19 protein-coding genes and 1 other RNA gene are annotated in these 18,209 nt (G+C 39.7%); 3 read left to right on the top strand and 17 right to left on the bottom strand.

Annotation, left to right across the window (positions count from 1 at the left end; genetic code table 11):
- Window positions 1-137: 137 nt before the first annotated feature.
- The 4 genes from ACE1TH_RS05970 to fadH all read right to left on the bottom strand — a co-directional run bounded on the left by ACE1TH_RS05970 (window position 138) and on the right by fadH (window position 4,127).
- A complete protein-coding gene (locus ACE1TH_RS05970) occupies window positions 138-545 on the bottom strand; it encodes a CoA-binding protein (RefSeq protein ID WP_099300774.1) in 408 nt (135 codons plus the stop codon).
- A 15-nt stretch (window positions 546-560) separates the two neighbouring features.
- Entirely contained in the window at window positions 561-2,114 is a 1,554-nt protein-coding gene (locus tag ACE1TH_RS05965) for an ABC transporter permease/substrate-binding protein (protein WP_099300775.1), read from the bottom strand.
- A gap of 71 nt (window positions 2,115-2,185) precedes the next feature.
- Window positions 2,186-3,232: an ABC transporter ATP-binding protein gene (locus ACE1TH_RS05960; protein WP_099300776.1), complete on the bottom strand. Its 1,047-nt coding sequence runs from the start codon at window positions 3,230-3,232 to the stop codon at window positions 2,186-2,188.
- Between the two features lie 103 nt (window positions 3,233-3,335).
- A complete protein-coding gene (fadH, locus tag ACE1TH_RS05955) occupies window positions 3,336-4,127 on the bottom strand; it encodes a 2,4-dienoyl-CoA reductase (RefSeq protein ID WP_099300777.1) in 792 nt (263 codons plus the stop codon).
- Window positions 4,128-4,376: 249 nt separating this feature from the next.
- Between fadH and ACE1TH_RS05950 the strand changes: the two genes are divergently transcribed.
- Window positions 4,377-5,444: a tyrosine-type recombinase/integrase gene (locus tag ACE1TH_RS05950; RefSeq protein WP_099300778.1), complete on the top strand. Its 1,068-nt coding sequence runs from the start codon at window positions 4,377-4,379 to the stop codon at window positions 5,442-5,444.
- A gap of 381 nt (window positions 5,445-5,825) precedes the next feature.
- On the top strand, window positions 5,826-6,353 hold the full coding sequence (locus tag ACE1TH_RS05945) for a hypothetical protein (protein ID WP_375078511.1): 528 nt from the start codon (window positions 5,826-5,828) through the stop codon (window positions 6,351-6,353).
- A 33-nt stretch (window positions 6,354-6,386) separates the two neighbouring features.
- On the opposite strand, the gene ACE1TH_RS05940 is transcribed toward ACE1TH_RS05945, so the two are convergent.
- Complete coding sequence (locus tag ACE1TH_RS05940) at window positions 6,387-7,910, bottom strand: carboxypeptidase M32 (protein ID WP_375078510.1); 1,524 nt, start codon at window positions 7,908-7,910, stop codon at window positions 6,387-6,389.
- A gap of 78 nt (window positions 7,911-7,988) precedes the next feature.
- On the opposite strand from ACE1TH_RS05940, the gene ACE1TH_RS05935 reads away from it, so the two are divergent.
- Window positions 7,989-8,306, top strand: coding sequence for an iron-sulfur cluster biosynthesis family protein (locus ACE1TH_RS05935; protein ID WP_099300781.1), 318 nt, complete (start codon window positions 7,989-7,991; stop codon window positions 8,304-8,306).
- Between the two features lie 25 nt (window positions 8,307-8,331).
- Here ACE1TH_RS05935 and ACE1TH_RS05930 read toward each other — a convergent pair whose 3' ends face one another.
- The 12 genes from ACE1TH_RS05930 to ACE1TH_RS05875 form a co-directional block, all read right to left on the bottom strand.
- Complete coding sequence (locus tag ACE1TH_RS05930) at window positions 8,332-8,610, bottom strand: DUF2564 family protein (protein ID WP_255225292.1); 279 nt, start codon at window positions 8,608-8,610, stop codon at window positions 8,332-8,334.
- Between the two features lie 77 nt (window positions 8,611-8,687).
- Entirely contained in the window at window positions 8,688-10,154 is a 1,467-nt protein-coding gene (locus ACE1TH_RS05925) for a gluconokinase (protein WP_375078509.1), read from the bottom strand.
- Between the two features lie 17 nt (window positions 10,155-10,171).
- Window positions 10,172-10,456: a hypothetical protein gene (locus ACE1TH_RS05920; protein WP_375078508.1), complete on the bottom strand. Its 285-nt coding sequence runs from the start codon at window positions 10,454-10,456 to the stop codon at window positions 10,172-10,174.
- A gap of 133 nt (window positions 10,457-10,589) precedes the next feature.
- Window positions 10,590-11,726, bottom strand: coding sequence for a THUMP domain-containing class I SAM-dependent RNA methyltransferase (locus ACE1TH_RS05915; protein WP_099300785.1), 1,137 nt, complete (start codon window positions 11,724-11,726; stop codon window positions 10,590-10,592).
- A gap of 12 nt (window positions 11,727-11,738) precedes the next feature.
- Window positions 11,739-12,002, bottom strand: coding sequence for a hypothetical protein (locus tag ACE1TH_RS05910; RefSeq protein ID WP_099300786.1), 264 nt, complete (start codon window positions 12,000-12,002; stop codon window positions 11,739-11,741).
- Window positions 12,003-12,101: 99 nt separating this feature from the next.
- An RNA gene (gene rnpB, locus ACE1TH_RS05905) (RNase P RNA component class B) lies at window positions 12,102-12,476 on the bottom strand.
- 48 nt (window positions 12,477-12,524) lie between these two features.
- Window positions 12,525-12,938, bottom strand: coding sequence for a ribonuclease HI family protein (locus ACE1TH_RS05900; protein WP_099300787.1), 414 nt, complete (start codon window positions 12,936-12,938; stop codon window positions 12,525-12,527).
- The gene (gene gpsB / locus ACE1TH_RS05895) at window positions 12,935-13,255 is read right to left on the bottom strand and encodes a cell division regulator GpsB (protein WP_099300788.1); all 321 of its coding nucleotides are present in this window, start codon (window positions 13,253-13,255) and stop codon (window positions 12,935-12,937) included. The genes ACE1TH_RS05900 and gpsB overlap by 4 nt, the downstream gene beginning before the upstream one ends.
- Window positions 13,256-13,357: 102 nt before the next feature.
- Entirely contained in the window at window positions 13,358-13,897 is a 540-nt protein-coding gene (locus ACE1TH_RS05890) for an SLOG family protein (protein ID WP_099300789.1), read from the bottom strand.
- Between the two features lie 51 nt (window positions 13,898-13,948).
- Window positions 13,949-14,425 (bottom strand): spore coat protein, encoded by a 477-nt coding sequence (locus ACE1TH_RS05885; protein ID WP_375078507.1) that lies wholly within the window; start codon window positions 14,423-14,425, stop codon window positions 13,949-13,951.
- A gap of 193 nt (window positions 14,426-14,618) precedes the next feature.
- Window positions 14,619-15,797, bottom strand: a complete 1,179-nt coding sequence (locus ACE1TH_RS05880) for a ribonuclease H-like domain-containing protein (protein WP_375078506.1) — start codon at window positions 15,795-15,797, stop codon at window positions 14,619-14,621.
- A 74-nt stretch (window positions 15,798-15,871) separates the two neighbouring features.
- Window positions 15,872-18,127, bottom strand: coding sequence for a DEAD/DEAH box helicase (locus ACE1TH_RS05875; RefSeq protein ID WP_375078505.1), 2,256 nt, complete (start codon window positions 18,125-18,127; stop codon window positions 15,872-15,874).
- Between the last annotated feature and the right edge of the window lie 82 nt (window positions 18,128-18,209).

Genomic DNA, 18,209 nt, shown 5'->3' with positions numbered 1-18,209 from the left:
TACTCCATCTTTATTTTAGTCAATGTTTTCCTTGATGCAACAGTTTTTTTCTATTAAAACCTTATCACGACTGTTTGACCACTGCAAATTTTTCCATAAAAAGCCCGTACCACAACCATTTGCAGTACGGGTATTGTTTATTTAAATTTTGCGTGCTCCACTTTAATACAGCGATCCATAACGGTTTCCACGTTATGCTCTTGCAGGTAGTCATATGCCCCCTCATCAACAACACCTAACTGTGTCCAGAATATAGGAATGCCAGCCTCCACGGTTTCCTTTGCAAGCTCAGGTAAAAATTCGCTCCTGCGGAAGATGTTTACCATATCAACTTCTACATCTAGGTCTGAAATCGAGCGATATGACTTTTCACCTAAAACATGCTCGACATTAGGATTGATCGGTACAATTTTATACCCTGCATCTTGCATGGCTTGTGTGACCATATAGCTTGTACGATCGGGATTATCTGATAATCCAACTACTGCAATACGCTTTTTCGTGTCTAAGATTTCTTTTATTCGTTGATCAGATGGGTTTTTCATGTCTGTACACTCCTTTTATTCGTTTAGTAGACCTTTTTCTTGTAAAAATTCACGTGCAACATCAGCTGGATCTTCGTCGTTGATGTCAACACGGTAATTAAGTTCAGAAATTTCGTCTTCCGTACCAATGCCCGCTAGTTGATTTAAAATGTCTTCTAGTTCAGGATACTGATTCATCGCAAAGCCACTAACAAGCGGCGCGGCTTGATAAGGTGGGAAAAGTGTAGCGTCATCTTCTAACACAACCATATCATACTCCACAATTTGTGGGTCGGTTGAAAAGACATCGCTCAATTGAATGCTGCCATTTGAAATTGCTTGATAGCGGGTAGAAACATCAATGGTTGTGACGTTGTCGAATTCAAACCCATACACCTCTTCAAAGCCACCATACCCGTCTTCACGATCAGCAAATTCAAACGTAAAACCGACATCTAATTCGTTGGCATAAGGAGCAAGGTCAGAGATCGTCTCCACTTCTAGTTCTTCTGCCAAGTCTCGTGGCATGGCAAGTGCATACGTATTTTGGAAGCCCATTGGCTCAAGCAAGATATCACCTGTTTCATCAAAAATACCGTCGCGAGCTTGCTCATACGATTCACGCTCATCATAACTAAAGTCTTCAATGTTTAATAGATCCGCGAGTACGGTTCCAGTAAATTCAGGGTATATCGCGATATCATCAACTTCTAATGCATTAAAGTTTACACTTGTTGTCCCAAGTGGTGCAATGACTTCGACTTCTAAATCCGTTTCTTGTTCAATTAAATGCTTGTACATATTTGCTAAGATTGGGGGCTCAGGCCCCATTTTGCCACCGATGACGATATCGGCTTGTCCTACACCACGTACGGCATTAACCGTTGGTGGAACGAGAACGATTAATAGAGCTAATACGACAACAGCCATTATAGGCTTATAAGACCCAGCTCCTTTTTTCTTTGTGCGACGTTCTGTAAAGCGCAAAATAAAGTCAAAGAAAAGCGCGAGTAAAGCAGCTGGTAAGGCGCCAAATAAAATATACTCATTGCTTGTACGCTGGATTCCGAGCATAATAATTTGACCAAGTCCACCTCCACCTACTAAGGCAGCTAGCGTGGCCGTTCCTACTATTAAAACCATGGACGTACGAATACCTGCCATGACGGTTGGCATAGCAAGAGGTAGCTCAACTTTCAACAATCGCTTACGCCCGTTCATACCCATTCCTTTTGCTGCTTCAATTAACGCAGGGTCAACTTCTTTTATCCCTGTATACGTATTTCGCAATATTGGCAAGAGCGCGTACGCTGTGAGTGCAACAATTGCAGGTGTAATGCCGATCCCTACAAATAGAACTAAAAATCCGAGTAATGCTAGTGAAGGTATGGTTTGTAAAACCGCCGCAATTCCGATTACAAATTCAGAATAACGCGTATACCGTGTGAGTAAAATCGCAATTGGAATTGCAATGGCAACGGCAATTAATAACGAGATAAGTGAAAGTTGTAGATGCTCCCAAAACGATTGAAGCAATAAGTCTGAACGTTCTTCAAAAAGTGTAAAATAAGATTCCCAAAAAGATGTCATACGTGAATTAAGTGGAATCGATCGTCTGCACGAACCCTAACGATTCACTTGTCCTTTCAATTACATTAGGGTTATGCGTGATGAAGTGATGGTTGAATCGCTAATTTAGCTAGGTTTTGGTACGAGACGCTTCCAATACACTTTCCATTCTCGATGACAGGAAGTGCTGGCAAATTTCGCTCTTCTAATTGTTGAAATGCTTCTTCGATCGTTGCGTTAGCGGCGACCGTTTGATAGTTGATAATCGGTTGTCCAAAGTAAAAGACACCCTCTAATTCACCAGATTCAGAAACAATAAACTGTAATTCTTGTCTTCCTTCGTCTAGAATTTCATTGACAAACTCGCTTTCTTCATTAGAAGAAAGCACCGTTTTGATGGTTGGGTTGTGCTCCGAGTTCGCTTTCGCCAAAAATTGCGCGACTGATTCAGAAGCAGGATTTGCAAGAAGTTGCTGAACGGTACCGATTTGTAAGACTCGTCCGCTTTCCATCATTGCAATACGGTCACCTAACAATTTTGCTTCATCCATATCATGTGTTACAAAGACAATGGTCTTTTTAATTTCTCGTTGCAATGCTTTAATATCTTTCTGTAGAGATGCTCTTGAGATGGGATCAAGTGCACTAAATGGCTCGTCCATTAACAAAATATCAGGATCGGCAGCCAATGCTCTTGCCACACCGACACGCTGCTGTTGCCCACCAGACAGATCTTCAGGCAAACGGTCTCGATACGTTTCTGGTTCCAGGCCGACTAAGGTTAGCAGTTCATCAATCCGAGCAATCGTGTCGTCTCGTTTCCACCCCTTTAATTCAGGAACAATGGAAATGTTTTCTGCGACCGTCATATGGGGAAATAAGGCGATTTGCTGCAGCACATATCCTATATTCCAACGCAATTGATGAATATCACCATTTCCTGTATTCTTATTATCAATTAAAATCTCTCCTGTAGTTGGCGAAATTAACCGATTGATCATTTTTAAAGTGGTTGTTTTGCCGCACCCACTTGGTCCGATCAAGACAAAAAACTCCCCTTTTTCAATCGTGAAATCTGCTTCAGCTACAGCCTTTGTTCCGTCTTCGTACTCTTTTGATACGTGATTAAATGTAATCAATACTTCCTACACCCCTTTTAACAAAAACGCTCTTTATTCATACCCGTTATCATGCCTAGTTAACCTTACATTCATGAAAAAAACACGCGAAAATATTCGCGTGTTATCGTTGAAATGCTGCCGCTCCAGTAAGGAACCCAGATTGTCCGATTGATTGTCCACCGTCGATTGTGACGCACGTTCCATTTATATATGATCCTTCAGGTGATAGTAAGTATTGTGCTAAACGAGCAACTTCTTCTCCTTTGCCAAAACGCTGCAACGGAACGCTTTTTAATGCCATTTTGTGTGCCTTTTCACTTTGAATCAGCTTGTCAACACCACCAGTATTTTCGATTGGTCCTGGCGCAATCGCATTGACGCGAATGCCGTATGAAGCGCCCCACTCTACCGCGAGGGTTTTCGTCATCGCCAGCACACCTGCTTTGGCACTGGCTGAATGAACAACTCCTGGTCCTCCTGTTTCAGCGTAGGTGGCCACAATATTTACCATTGATCCTGCTTGCTTATCGCTAATCCAACGTTTTCCGATTGTTTGCGTCATATGCCATGTTCCGTTTAAAACAATGTCAATGACAGCATGCCAACCGTTTTCACTTAAATCTTCGGACGGGCAAAGAAAATTTCCAGCGGCATTATTCACAACACCTGTAATTGGCCCGACGTGATCATAGACGTCTTGAACCATTTTTTCGATATCCTCACGGTTTCGTACATCTAAAGCAAACGTTTGAATTTGCTCAGGAAATGTTTCGAGTTCTTGCTTTGTTTGTGCAAGTCGTTCTTCATTCCGCGCGCAAACAATAACACGTGCACCTGCTTGGGCAAATTGTTTAACCATGGCTTTTCCCATTCCGCTGCTACCGCCAGTAACAACAATCACTTCATTTTCCATATTGACCTGACCTCCTGCCTCATGCAAATCGTTCTCCTCCCTTTCATTATGAAGAAAATCACAGAAAATTGAAAGGGTTTACAAAAACAAAAGTTTACTTTATTTCTCAGCAGAACGTGAGTAATGGATTTTTGCAACGGGAAAGGCAATTACTCAGCCTTTCAGTATTAACTGCAAAATAAACGTTCCATGAAATAATCATTTCACAGAACGTTTATTTTACGTTAAACTAGAGTTGAGGTGACCAAGATGTCGATATTCGCTAAAATTAATCATCACGATTCTCGAAAGGATCAGCAGCAGATTAACCATGACAAGCACACGTTCCGACGTTTAGATGAAATGCCTGATTTTATTCAAGGCTATGTTCAATATATTTTGTCGTTAGGTTATAGTCATTCAACCATTCAACGCTATATTTACGATTACGTCGATTTTTTTAATTTTGTCCAGCGACAAAGTGGTGAAGAAACATTTTCATCAACGTCGGTCAAGCTAGATGATTTTGCCCAATTAAACCAACAAGGGATTGAACACTATGTTTCGTTTCTAGCAATGGAGTTAGAAAATGAAGCGAAAACGATTAACCGAAAACTATCTGCTCTTCAATCCCTCTTTCATTATTTAATAAAACAATATGGACTTTCAGATAACCCTGTTTTAGCCGTGACACGACCAAAAGTAAAAAAACGAGAACCGGTATATTTATCAATTGAAGAAATGAAAGCAATTGTGAACCTTGCATTAAGTGAGGAAGGCTTAAGCACAAGGCAAAAAAAGTATCACGAGTTGCTGCGGATGCGGGATTATACAGCAATCATGCTTCTTGTGCGTACCGGATTACGGGTGTCTGAACTAGCGTCTCTTCAACATGCCAACATCGATTTTTCTCACCAGGAAATGCGTGTACTTGGCAAAGGCAATAAACAGCGGACAATTCCATTGTCCGAAGAAGTTTTGCAAGTTATTCAACAATACATCGAGAGTCTGCCTATTCATGCTCGACCTAACCAACACGCTCCCCTTTTGGTCGGTTTTGACTTTCGGACGATGACGTATACATCCTCCATTGGTGTAAGCGCACTGCAAAAAATGATTCAACGACTAATTGATCGTGCAAAGATGACAATCCCTTCTCTTGAAAATCGAACGATTACGGCACACAAACTTCGTCATAGTTTTGCAACGGCGCTAATTCGGAATGGTGTAAATGTATTGACGTTACAACAGTTATTAGGCCACGAATCTGTTGCGACAACCCAAGTATATGCGCATGTAGACTATGAAGCGAAAATTAAAGCGATTCATTCGTGGTAAAGACGATTTGTCCCTGGATAAATCGTTTTTTGTGTGATCTTCTACTGCTTGTGTTAAAACGAATTATCATTGTTCGTGTTACAAAATGAAACTTACGTTTAGTCCCAATCCCTTTCGTATATTCATAACGAATTAAGTTTACATAATAAATAGTATGTAAACTTAATAGGTGCATGTTTTTATTACACAATCATACATAACTTATTCCTATTAATTTTAATAAATCATGTATAGTCTCATTTTTGTCGGACAAACTACAAGCAACTTCCAAAGATAACGAACGTAGAATATGCGCAAAAAGGAGTGAGTCTAATGTTTTCCTTTTTTATCCATTCTTTTGCATCGATTTTTTCTGTCACTTATCCGATCTTTTTTAATCATATGAGTAAACCGAAGCAAACGGTTGATGGTGAAGAATATGTTTCCGGCACAGTCTTGTTCACTGTAGCCATAAGCATCTTTATTCTTCTTGTCGCCCAAGTTATATTCTCTTGGGCTTATGTCCCTATTGGATTTATGCAAATGCTTGGCGGTCTTGTTATTTTATCAATCGCGATTACCTTAATGCGGAAGAACAGTCCGATTTCATCGAATTGGAAAGACTGGTTTCACACATCGTTTGAAGATGGATTTTCGAGCATTGAAGAAATGCTTCATTCTGTTAAACAATTAACGGCAAATCAACCTAAATCGATAACGGCTTACGTTACATACTTAGCATTTTTCGCTGTATACTGTGTATCTTATGCTCTTCACCTCCTTATTTGTTGGATATACGGTCAATTAAACAATCGTGCCCTTTTCTTTGTAACGAAATTTACAGGGCTAATTTTAACTTTCTTTGCACTTGAAATGCTGTTATTCGGTTTTATGGACGTGCTAAGTGTCATTGATCAGCGTGCTTCATAAGGAAAAAGACTTGGAAATGTTCCAAGTCTTTTTTTATAAGCGATAAAGCTTTGTATACTTGTCTGTTAGATACTGAATGAGAGGTGTTGGATCAATTCCGCCACCTGTGATGCTTTCAATAAGGTCTTTTGGCTTTTTTATTGCTCCATATTGATGAATCTGTTTCGTTAGCCAAACACGGATTGGCTCTAGCTGTTTTGTTCGAATTAATTCCTCTAAATTCGGGAATTCTTGTTTTAACACTTCGTTTATTTGTGCTGCATAAATAAATCCAAGAGCATAAGACGGAAAGTAGCCAAAATCTCCAGATGACCAGTGTACATCTTGTAAAACCCCTTCACCATCGTTAGTTGGCACAATTCCTAAGTATTCTTCCATTTTTTCGTTCCATAGCTTTGGTAAATCTTCAACTTCTATTGATCCCTCAAATAACCCTTTTTCAAGTTCATAACGAAGAATAATATGTAAACAGTATGTTAATTCATCTGCTTCTATACGAATCATTGACGGTTTTGCTTCGTTTAAACCGAAATAAAAGTCTTGTAACGAGACATCTCCAAATTGAGCTGGCGCAAATGTCGTTAAGTCCGCATACATCGCTTCCCAAAATGGATACGATTGTCCAATGAATTTTTCCCAGAAAAGGGATTGTGATTCATGGATACCCATTGATGTTCCACTTGCTAAACCATATGGGATCAACTCTTCAGAGATATTTTGCTCATAAAGCGCATGTCCTCCTTCATGAATGGTTCCTAGCAGCGCTACGCGAAAATCTTTTTCATTATATTTCGTTGTTACGCGCACATCACTTGGGTTTATACCGATCGCAAAAGGGTGCACACTTTCATCTAAGCGACCCTTGTTAAAATTGTAGCCCATCGTCTTTAAAAAAGATTGGCTTAGTTCTTCTTGTTTTTCTTTTGGAAATGATTTAAAAAGAAACGATGTATCAGGTTGGTCAGATGCATCTATGACTTTCTGAATTAAAGGGATGAGATGTTCTTTTAATGTTGCAAATACACCATCAAGGGTGTCCGTGAAAACACCAGGCTCATATTGATCCAGTAAAGTATTGTATGGATGTTGTTCATAGCCTAAATATTGAACAAAACGTTTTTTAAATGCGACAATCTCCTGCAAATAAGGTTTAAAGAGTTCAAAATCATTTTTTTGTTTTGCTTCTTCCCACTTGACTTCCGCATTCGTTTGCAACTTCACAAATGCTAAATAATCATCGACTGGGATTTTTGTGTTCTGGTTATATGCTTTTTCTGCTTCTTCAACGGCTCGACTTAATACTTCCGTTTGATTTTGTTCCGTTTTTAATTCATCGATTAGCTCTTTTAAATCAGCCGATGTTGTCATCCCGTACAATTCACTCGATAATGTTTCCATTAATTCAGCACGTTGTGCAACACCACCAGCCGGTGCCCCAGTTCGTGCATCCCAAATTACTAGGCCAAGCATTTGTCCGAAATGATTTTTCCGTTTTAAATATTCAAGAAATTTCTCCTCGGTTTGAGTCATATTATCGCCACCCTTCTGTTCTAGCATACGTCTAAATTGCTCGTAGGACAAGACAAAAGACGCGAGATTGAAGTTGTGATACACTAATCTCGTAGGAGTGATAAGATGAATGTTGAAATTACTGATGCGGCAGTAGCGTTTTATCAAAATGAAATGAGTTTAACAGCAGGCGATCAACTACGGTTATTTGTGCGAGTTGGCGGAGTAGGTTCAGGAGGTTTCTCTGTTGGTATTACGAGAGAAATTGAAGGACATCATTATGAGATGATTGAGAAAAAAGGAATTCAGTTCTTTGTTGCTAAAGATGATTTATGGTACATTGACGGCATGAAAATTGATTATGATGACGATCGTGACATGGTCATGTTTACCCAATCAAAATTTGATAACTTAGATCATCCTTTATTCATAAAAGAAACATGAGCCAGCGTTGGCTCATGTTTTTCATTTAACTATACTCGTTGTCTTGCGCTTCATCGAGCTGATGACTAGCTTGATCGAGAAGCGCTGAAGAATGGGCGAAAAAAGCTTCGTCAATATTTCCTTGATAAGCCAGTGCTTGTTTAAATTGTTCCTCCGCTTGTTCGAGTGCTTGCGTTGCTGCTTCTAACTGTTGTCCATCCATGCTTCGTGTGGCTTGTCCGATCATATGTTGAGCGGCTTTAATCGCCAGTTCAATTTGTTCTAAATTGCGATAGCCATCTTCTTGGTTTGAATATTGATTCATGCAGTCAACCTCCCTTTTGTTTTACTATAAACAAAAGAGTTGTTTTTTATACATGAGTTTACATAATATTTATATGGTTAACTACTCTCATTAGGATTTAATTTTGGAAAAGCTGGTTCCAGTTGTCTATAGAGCATCTCATACAAATTGAATTGCTTCTCATAGATATGGTGATCCGTTTCGTTCGGTTCAAACTGCTCACTAAATGCTTGACTCTGTTTTTCTAACGCACCACGGGCTAGTCTTACTGCTCCTAATGCAGAAGCATGATGTGTTTCTTGAAGGCGAACCGGCTTTCCTGAAATATCCGCAAGTAGCTGGACCCATTTTTTTGATCGGGCAAACCCGCCAGACGCTTGAATACGATCAATAGGTGCAACCGATTCTTCCAAAGATGTTAAAACGGATTGTAAACTGTAAAGGATCCCTTCTAACACAGCACGACTAAAGTGAGCACGGGTATGCGTTCGTCTCATCCCAATAAAAGCTCCACTTGCCTCTCCATTCCAGTAAGGCGCTCGTTCTCCATTTAAAAACGGTAAAAATAGTAGACCATCTGCCCCTGGTCGTACGGTAAATGCCTCTTCAATGATTTCATTCACAGTGGCCCCTTTTGCAAAATGCTCAATAAACCATTCCAATGCAATACCACCGTTATTTGTTGCCCCACCAGCGATCCACGTTGAGTCATCTAGCACGTAGCAAAACGTTCTCATATCTGCGTCGGTTAACGGTTGGGACGTTGTCATGCGCACAGCACCACTTGTTCCAATCGTCAGTGTTGCAACGTTTTCAATTAGCCCACCAGCACCGACATTTGCGAGCACCCCATCACTGGCACCTATTGTAAATGTACATGAATCTGCAAATGAAAACGCTTGAAGAATTTCCGTTCTTTGAGAAAAGCAATAGTCGGTAGGCACGATTGATGATAGTTTTTCTTGGTCGAGCTGCAAGAATGATAGAATACGAACATCCCACTGCTTTGTGTGCAAATTATAAATCCCTGTACTACTCGCTAAAGATTGATCTACGACGAATTCACCAAATAAATGAAAACAAATAAATTCTTTTATAGAAATAAATTTATACGTTTTTGAAAAAAGTTCTAGCCAATGTTCTTTCATCCATTTTAGTTTCCCAATCCAAGACATTGGATGGATTGGTGTACCAGTATTTGCATAAAATTCTTTTCCTTGTTCCGTATCTTTTAACGCATTTATAATCGTTTGTGAGCGGGTATCTGCCCAAGTTAGTAAGTTTGTTAATGGTGTACCTGATTTGTCTATAGCCATTAAAGAATGCATCGCTGAAGAAAAGGATACGTTTGTTATATCAGCTGGAGCAATTTTTGTTTTGGTAAGCAGTTGTCTCATACTATGTAAAGCGGCTTCTCGAATGGCGACTGGATCTTGTTCTGCATAAGAAGGTTTTTCTTGGATTAACGGATAGCTCGTTTCATGCTCAGCAATCTGAAGGTAGTCTTGTGAGAATAAAACGACTTTTGTGCTTGTTGTTCCAATATCAATAGCTAGTGAATACATGTTGTAACTCCTTTACGTTAAAGCATCCGTTTATACCCTAAGTCACGAAACCATGAGAAATCATTGCGATCTAATGCCACTAATTGTAAGGCTTGATAATCGATATCTAATAGATGACTGTCCACGGGCATGATGTCTTTATAATAGATTAAAATCGGTTCCTTAGAACGACTCTTGTCTATTGTATAAAAAAAATACGTCTGATACATTAATTCTTGGCAAATACATGAAGGATTTTTTTCAATCCATCCTAAAATTTTTTTCATCCCTCTTTGAATATAAATCCAAGAACCATCTTTCAATGAACTCACTCCTTAAATGTCTTTTTGTTAGTTTATCTTTTTAAGGAATTTTTATGAATACTAATACGGTATATGAAATTATATTGTTTTTGATAAAAAGGCAGCCTTTTTTTAATTGGGCTGCCTGCGACGCTTAAATACGTGGTGGTCTTGGTCCGAAAAATTGATAATAATCGGTTTTTATGTTGCCATTATACAATTTCCGCTTTTTACTCGCTTTTTTTCCGTAAAGTGTTTCAAAGTCTTCATGCGATGTCAATACATATACGGACCACGTTTCAAATGATTGCATGATGCGCCCCATATCTTTGTACATCGCTTCAACTTCTTCTTGTTCCCCTATTCGCTCTCCGTATGGTGGATTTGCAACAAGCACACCGTAACGTCCTCGGTGACTAAAATCACTGATTTGCATTTGTTTAAACGAAATAAGATCGGCAAATCCTGCTTCAGCAGCATTGTTTTTTGCTAATTCAATCGAGCGGTGATCAATATCTGAACCAACAATATCTAGTTTCTGATCATACTTTGCTAAATCTTCTACTTCTTGCCGTGCTTTATTCCAATAATCTTGTCCGACCCAGTGCCAGTCTTCCGATACAAAATCGCGATTAAATCCAGGCGCAATGTTTTGTCCAATAAGTGCTGCTTCAATTGCGAGTGTTCCTGATCCACAAAACGGATCTGCAAATGGTCGATCGACATTCCATGTGGTGAGTTGAACCATCGCAGCCGCCAACGTTTCTTTTAACGGTGCTTGGTTATGTAACGCTCGGTATCCACGTTGGTGTAGTCCGACGCCACTTGAATCAATCGTAAGCTGCGCCTGATCTTTCAATAACGCGACTTCAATGCGGTATAGTGGGCCATCTTCATCAAACCATCCACGTTTGTATTGTTTTTTCAAACTTTCTACGACCGCTTTTTTTACAATAGCTTGGCAATCAGAAACGCTGAATAATGTCGATTTAACCGAACGGCCAATTACCGGAAATTCTGCATGCGGTGGTAATAAATCAGCCCACGGCAACGCTTTTGTTTTTTCAAATAGCTCATCAAACGTGACCGCTTTAAATGAGCCAACTAAGATTTTTATACGATCTGCAGTTCTTAACCATAAATTTGCGCGTGGAATTGCTTCTACCGTTGATGTAAAGACGACTCTGCCGTTTTCAACCGCTACATCTTCATAACCAAGTGCCTTTACTTCTCGGGCACATATTGCCTCTAATCCCATTGTCGTTGTTGCTATTAACGTGACCTTACTCATTCTTTTCCTCCCTTAATACCAAATGACGCCGCCTTGCGATTCTGCATAAAATGCACCAACAATCGCTACAAATCCAAACGCCAAGACAAGTAAAGTGCCCACTCTTTTTGCTGATTCAGAGCGATGATAAAGAAATACAGCAACGCCATAAAATGCGAACACCGTTATTAAAAAGATTCCTCCTAATCCGAACAAGTAGCCTTGTATGCCAAAACCAATTACGTTTAAAAGAAATAAAACGGCTCCTAGACCGTACATCACTTTTTCTTGTGTCATCTGCTTCCCTCATTTCTGTCTTTTATGTTAGTGTACCAGAAACAAAATAAAAAAACCCTCAAAAGGGTTTTTACACGTTTATAAATTCATCATCATGTCAATCATAAGCCATGTTCTGTCCTTTTGTACTGCAAACGGTGATGAACCTCGTACTCCAGTAACAATCATCTATCTACGAATTACCGTCCTTATAGTTCCGTTCAATTTCGGACTACAAAATGCCCCTACCATTGTTTGGGTTTCTCGCTCGTGGGGTTTACCTCGTTCCACTCTACTCGTTTCCAAGCAGACTTCGTCACTGTGGCACTTTCAAAGAGTGTATCCCGTGTCGTTAAACGATTTAGGGAAGCCTCTTGCCGTCAGTTATGACAACTGCCCTAGCTTATTTATTGGCTAGGCACGATCACTACTAGCTTCGCAGCCAGTGCGAGCATGGACTTTCCTCTACACAATGTGCAGCGATTGTCTCATGACATGACTATTCATAAACGACTTGTTCATTATAGCGCAAAAGCTAAGATTTTACAATAACTCTTTAAACGTTCGTTTTGGTTCTCGAATAGCTAATCGCGCAAGTTCATCCGCTTTTTTATTTTGCTTACTAGGTACCCATTTAATAAAAAATAACTCAAATGAATCGAGCAAGCGCTGAGCCTTAGCCAAATAAGGTTCAAACTGCTTCCGTTTCACGTAGCCTTTTTCGACAGCTTCACTTACAAGTTTTGAGTCTGTTTGAATGAACAGATGCGACAATTGCTTGTTTTTTGCTAACGATAAAGCGATCACTAATGCTTCGAATTCAGCCTCGTGATTGTTTTTTATCCCAATATGATAGCGATGTTCATCTGTTTGGCCATCTTCGTAAACAATTAGTATGCCTACACCCGATGGTCCAGGGTTTCCTGCACTAGCTCCGTCAATTGCTAGACGGTTCATTCGTACATTTTGCTTCCAAATACTTTTTTCTCTAAATTTGAAAGTCGTTGTAAAATATCGTAGTTCGTACTACCTGCTGATTGTGGTTGTGGTGCACTCTGACTTCTTGACGGTCGATCATTTTGACGTTTCATTTCTTGTCTTAATTCTTCATTTTCTTTGATCAACTGGTCAACTCTACGTTGATACGCCTCATAGTCTTGAATGACAACATCTAAAAACTTATCAACCTCATCTTGGTTATACCCTCTCATGCCAGTTTTAAAATCTTTATCTAGAATTTCTTTGGCATTTAACTTAATCTCCACTGTACTCATTCTATCACCTCTTGTTCGATTCCACCTTACAGTCTATTTTTCCAAATTACTTACGCAAAGTCAATTTAAACAGTGCGGTTTTGATATTTTTAAGAAATCTGTTTAAAAATCATCAAGTGCTTCTCTTCTTGCTTCTTCAATTTCTTCTGGAGAAATCATAAAGATTGGCTTGTCCAAAGATCTTGCCACGTTTATGTAATACTTTGGCGATCCTTCCTTTTCTTCATCATATAAAACCAATACGGCATCTGTCTTTTGAACTAAATATTCATTTTTCACTTTTAACTGTACCGGGTTTTCATAAGGACGTTTTGATATAGAGTCAACAAAATCTGCTTTCACTAGCCGTTCATGGTAGCGTTCCTGCAGGCGCTCATTCCACTTCGACTCTTGCTCTTCAAATGGGGTTAATAAGCCAAGCTGAATGGTTGGGTAGTCAGATTCTTGTAAATCACTCACTACATCCATTGCCCACTGTTCTACTCCAAGCTGTCCACTTGTAATAAACCACGTTACACCTTCCTCAATGAGCGCAATGATTCGTTTTTTCAGCACGAGTTTAATCCATTGAACCCCTTCATGTGATTCATTAAAGACGCCAAGCTCATGCATTTTATATCCTGTTACGAGGACGGCATTCATGTTGTATCCTCCTTAATAAAAGAGCGAGCTGTTTAGCCCGCTCGCTATTACTTATTTCTTAAAGCCATTATACGGTGATACATTTGACGGTTTCATATTGCTCATAGGTGCTGTGTTGTTTGGTTTCATGTTGCTCATTGGAGCCGTATTGTTCGGCTTCATATTGTTCATTGGTGCCATGTTGTTTGGTTTCATATTTGATGGTGATACATTTGAAGGCATATTATTGTTCATTGGTTTTTCACAATACTGCTCGTTCATCACGTGCTCTTGCACGCTATCCGTATGTGGATATTGATGAATGTGCTTATAAACATGGTTTTTCACATGCGTTGTGTGTGAAGGGTGGATTTCTGGAACAATATATTCTTGCGTACTTTCGACAACATTGTGCTGAGTTGGATGAACAACAGCAGGTAATTCTTGCGAACAAGTTGGCATCGTCATGCTTGGCTTATGGTTGCCACCACACGGGTCACACATAGGTTGTGGTGGGCAACAATGATGTTGTGGTCTTTTATGAAACATAAGTTAAAGTCCTCCTTTAATTTTAAGTCACTATTACCTTATGTTCATACCCACCTAGGTGTACTAGTTGATTGACCCATTTTTTGCGTTAATTTCTTCACGTATTTAAAGTAGCGCGCACGAATAGCGTCGATTTTTCTTACTGAATCACACGATTTTAGTCGAGTTATGCGCTTCCCCAGGAAATAATTCATTATTTCTTATTCAGTCGCTCCACTCGTTTTATTGCATCGTTTCGTTCTCGCTCATTTTTTGCAAACGATAGAGCAAGCTGGGCATAATGAGCTGCTTGGTTGATATCTTTTACATAGTGTTCATACATTAGAGCTAGTTCAATTGCACTTTGCCATCTGAACCGCTCGCTTAACAAGCATTCTTTGAAGTCAACCGTTGCCTTTTGATAATATTGGCTTTTTTTTAAGCCATGTCCCCTCAAATACCGTGCCTCGAGCAAATCGTTTTCATCAGACGTGCCAGAATTAATGATGCTTGTAAACATGTCATGTGCAAGCGGGTATGCACCATTCGCCTGAGCCCATTTCGCTAATTGCAACCGTTCGTCTAATGACGTCTCTTCTTCCCAACCGGTTATTTTCTCAGTTAAACGTGCATAGAGCGCGATTAATGACAGCACATCTTTTTCATGATGTTCGAAAATACTTGATATGAACTCTAGCTTCTGCTCACGTACAAAATCAAAATATAACAAAGGAATTAAATGAGAAGGCGTATCTTCTGATCTTTTTATTCCAAGAATCTCTCCTTCCAATACACCTAGCCGGCAAGATGGTAATGAATGTTTCCATAGTCGCCTCGCAGCATGCAACAGGTCATAATGTCCAAATTGTGGGAGCTTCGGCACCGTATCACGTAAATATGCATGCCTTGTTTTTAAGCGAGGCCAGTCAAACGCCTTGCCGTTAAAACTAACTAAATGATCAAGTTTTCCAACGTCATGGAGGAAATAATGATATAAAGCAGATTCGGAATCAGGAGACGGTAAAAAATATTGGCGTACAACAACTTCCTCTTCTTCGAAACAGGCAAAGCCAAGTAAAAACATTTGTGTTCCGGCACCTGCACTTAATCCTGTTGTTTCTGTATCAAAAAAAATTAATTTCTTTAACGGAATTCCTTTACTTGATAACGGATGAGAAAACGACGTTGACTCCCACTTCAGTAAGTCATCTTGATACTGGCGAAACGTTTTTTCACCGTATGTTGAATCAAGAGCATGCTTTGTTTCACGTATGTAGCATACTTGATCCTCAAAATGATGCGGAATCAATCCAAATTCATGCCAATTGCCTGCACTTTTTTCTGCATTTGTAGCTGTTTTTGTTGGCTCTTCCTGCAGAGGTTCTTGTTTCATGTGAACTTCCATTCGTTTTAGCTTTGCTTTTAATGACATCTTATCACTTTCCCTTTTTAATACGGTATGTGAAATTATTGAACATTTGTTTTAAGACTACGAATAAACTGGCTTAGTTTTTTCTTAAACGACTCGTCTTCTTTTACTTCTCCAATACAAGCCGGACAGCCATAAGCACATTGACAGTGTTCAATTAAATTCTGCATATGGTCCAATACACTGCCCATTTGAGAATAAAGCTCTTTTGCCAATCCGATCCCACCTGGATAAGCATCATAAATAAATACAGTCGGCTCTCCCGTCACATCTGCTTTTACTTGTGGCGTCACGTGAATATCACTGCGTTCACACATTAAGTGAAGTGGTGCAACGTGATGAATAAGCGCCGCAAAGCTAACAAGAAACGCTTCCGTCGCCTTTCTTTCCATGTTTAAAGAGTGAAATGTAAGCCACATACTGTTCGTATGCATTTCTTCTTCTGGTAAATGAACCGGCCCAGAACCGATGTTTTCCATCGTGGCAAGACGAATTTTTTTAAAGATCGTTACTTTTCCTGTCACCATAACATCGCCGTAGGACAATGTGGCGAGCTCGAGAGTTTTTTTATTGTCTTCTTCAAGAATCGTTAAGGAAACGGCTAAATTAGCATCTGTGAAATAATCAACTTTCACTTCGCGGACAAACGCTTTTTTTTCATCCCAATCCAAATATTCAACTTGGAATTGAACACCTTGATGGAGATAAATGGCTTCGTCGTGAAGTAGTGTCATGGCGCTAAATCGATCCATTTCCCCAATGACTTTGTGAGCTGTTACATCGCTCTGATCAATAATAACAACATTTTCTTGCGATGCCGACCGTAAACTAATGCCGTGAGCTGGAAAAGCATCGGTCATCCAATACCAGCGGTCCTTTTTTTGTAAAAGAACTTGCTTTTCTGTTAGATAGTCTAAATATTCATCAACAACTTCTCCTACGAACGTTTCCCCGCTTCGAAAAGGAAGTTCATAGGCAGCGCATTTAAGGTGATCCAAATAAATAATTAAATTTAGCGGGTTTACTCGTGCTGTTTCAGGACTGCGTTCAAAGAAATATGCAGGGTGATTCATAATATATTGATCAATAGGCGTAGACGCAGCTACCATAATTACAACCGCTTCATTTTGTCTACGACCCGCTCGTCCCGCTTGCTGCCATGCACTCGCAATGGATCCTGGATACCCAGTTAGAATACACACTTCTAATTGTCCGATATCTACACCTAATTCAAGGGCATTCGTTGACACAACCCCAATGACTTCACCTGAACGTAAGCCTTTTTCAATTTCTCGACGTTGGTTTGGTAAATACCCTCCCCGATAGCCAGCAATCGTTGCTTTTCCAAATTGATGTTTAATTAATTGTTGGAGTTTATTCAACATAATCTCAACACGGACACGACTTCTTGCAAATAAAATGGTTTGAATACCTTCTCGTAAAAACCCTTCTGCTAATTCTTGCGCTGATCGCATCGCACTTTGTCTAATTTGCAACGGTTCATTCACAATAGGTGGATTATAAAAAATAAAATGCTTTTTGCCACTCGGCGCTCCGCTTTCTGTTATTACTTGAAACGGCTCGCGAATTAATGTTTCCGCTAATTCTTTTGGGTTAGCAATTGTAGCAGACGTGCAAATAAAAGTTGGGCTTGAACCGTAGTAAGCGCAAATTCGTTTTAATCGCTCAACGACATTCGCGACATGGCTACCAAACACACCACGGTATGTGTGAAGTTCATCAATGACGATATAGTCTAATTGCTCAAAAAATGCCACCCACTTCGTATGGTGAGGTAAAATCGCCGAGTGAAGCATGTCAGGATTTGTAATAACAACATTACCTGCTTCGCGAACGCTAGTCCGAATTTGTGGTGGCGTATCGCCATCATACGTATGGCATTTTAAATCGATGCCAATATCCGCAATCATTTCATTTAATTCCGCCATTTGATCTTGCGCGAGGGCTTTTGTCGGAAACAAATATAACGTTCGACTTGAAGGGTTTTCTATAAACGTTTTTAAGACAGGTAAGTGATAGCATAACGACTTTCCAGATGCTGTCGGTGTAACGGTAACAAAATGCTTACGCTCATGACCATAGGTAAGGGCTTCTCGTTGATGTGTATATAGTTCACTAATGCCGCGTTTTCGTAGACCGTGACAAATCCGAATATCAAGCCAGTTCGGAAATGATGCAGTTTTGGCCTCTTTCGGCTCAATCTCGCGCCAATAGGTAACATTTTGATCTTGTTTTAATTCTAGTAATTTTTGTTGTAATGTTTGTTTAAACATAATTTCCACCTCAAAAAGGGTCTTTCTTCTATTTTAGCGAATGGTTGTTCTGTTGGCTACAATGAATTTCTCAACACTTTTT

Origin of the sequence: Shouchella sp. JSM 1781072 (assembly GCF_041949915.1) — a bacterium.
GTDB lineage: Bacteria > Bacillota > Bacilli > Bacillales > Bacillaceae_D > Shouchella.
This window is presented reverse-complemented; position numbering and strand designations above follow the sequence as displayed.

Bases quoted from the DNA above. Each gene is read 5' to 3' on its own strand.
- ACE1TH_RS05890 (WP_099300789.1), bottom strand. From the start codon at position 13,897: ATGAATGCCGTCCTCGTAACAGGATATAAAATGCATGAGCTTGGCGTC.
- ACE1TH_RS05940 (WP_375078510.1), bottom strand. From the start codon at position 7,910: ATGCTAGAACAGAAGGGTGGCGATAATATGACTCAAACCGAGGAGAAA.
- ACE1TH_RS05965 (WP_099300775.1), bottom strand. From the start codon at position 2,114: ATGACATCTTTTTGGGAATCTTATTTTACACTTTTTGAAGAACGTTCA.
- ACE1TH_RS05900 (WP_099300787.1), bottom strand. From the start codon at position 12,938: ATGAACCGTCTAGCAATTGACGGAGCTAGTGCAGGAAACCCTGGACCA.
- ACE1TH_RS05915 (WP_099300785.1), bottom strand. From the start codon at position 11,726: ATGAGTAAGGTCACGTTAATAGCAACAACGACAATGGGATTAGAGGCA.
- ACE1TH_RS05935 (WP_099300781.1), top strand. From the start codon at position 7,989: ATGAATGTTGAAATTACTGATGCGGCAGTAGCGTTTTATCAAAATGAA.
- gpsB (WP_099300788.1), bottom strand. From the start codon at position 13,255: ATGAGTACAGTGGAGATTAAGTTAAATGCCAAAGAAATTCTAGATAAA.
- ACE1TH_RS05875 (WP_375078505.1), bottom strand. From the start codon at position 18,127: ATGTTTAAACAAACATTACAACAAAAATTACTAGAATTAAAACAAGAT.
- ACE1TH_RS05910 (WP_099300786.1), bottom strand. From the start codon at position 12,002: ATGACACAAGAAAAAGTGATGTACGGTCTAGGAGCCGTTTTATTTCTT.
- ACE1TH_RS05945 (WP_375078511.1), top strand. From the start codon at position 5,826: ATGAGTAAACCGAAGCAAACGGTTGATGGTGAAGAATATGTTTCCGGC.
- ACE1TH_RS05880 (WP_375078506.1), bottom strand. From the start codon at position 15,797: ATGAAACAAGAACCTCTGCAGGAAGAGCCAACAAAAACAGCTACAAAT.
- fadH (WP_099300777.1), bottom strand. From the start codon at position 4,127: ATGGAAAATGAAGTGATTGTTGTTACTGGCGGTAGCAGCGGAATGGGA.
- ACE1TH_RS05885 (WP_375078507.1), bottom strand. From the start codon at position 14,425: ATGTTTCATAAAAGACCACAACATCATTGTTGCCCACCACAACCTATG.
- ACE1TH_RS05930 (WP_255225292.1), bottom strand. From the start codon at position 8,610: ATGAATCAATATTCAAACCAAGAAGATGGCTATCGCAATTTAGAACAA.
- ACE1TH_RS05970 (WP_099300774.1), bottom strand. From the start codon at position 545: ATGAAAAACCCATCTGATCAACGAATAAAAGAAATCTTAGACACGAAA.
- ACE1TH_RS05950 (WP_099300778.1), top strand. From the start codon at position 4,377: ATGTCGATATTCGCTAAAATTAATCATCACGATTCTCGAAAGGATCAG.
- ACE1TH_RS05925 (WP_375078509.1), bottom strand. From the start codon at position 10,154: ATGTATTCACTAGCTATTGATATTGGAACAACAAGCACAAAAGTCGTT.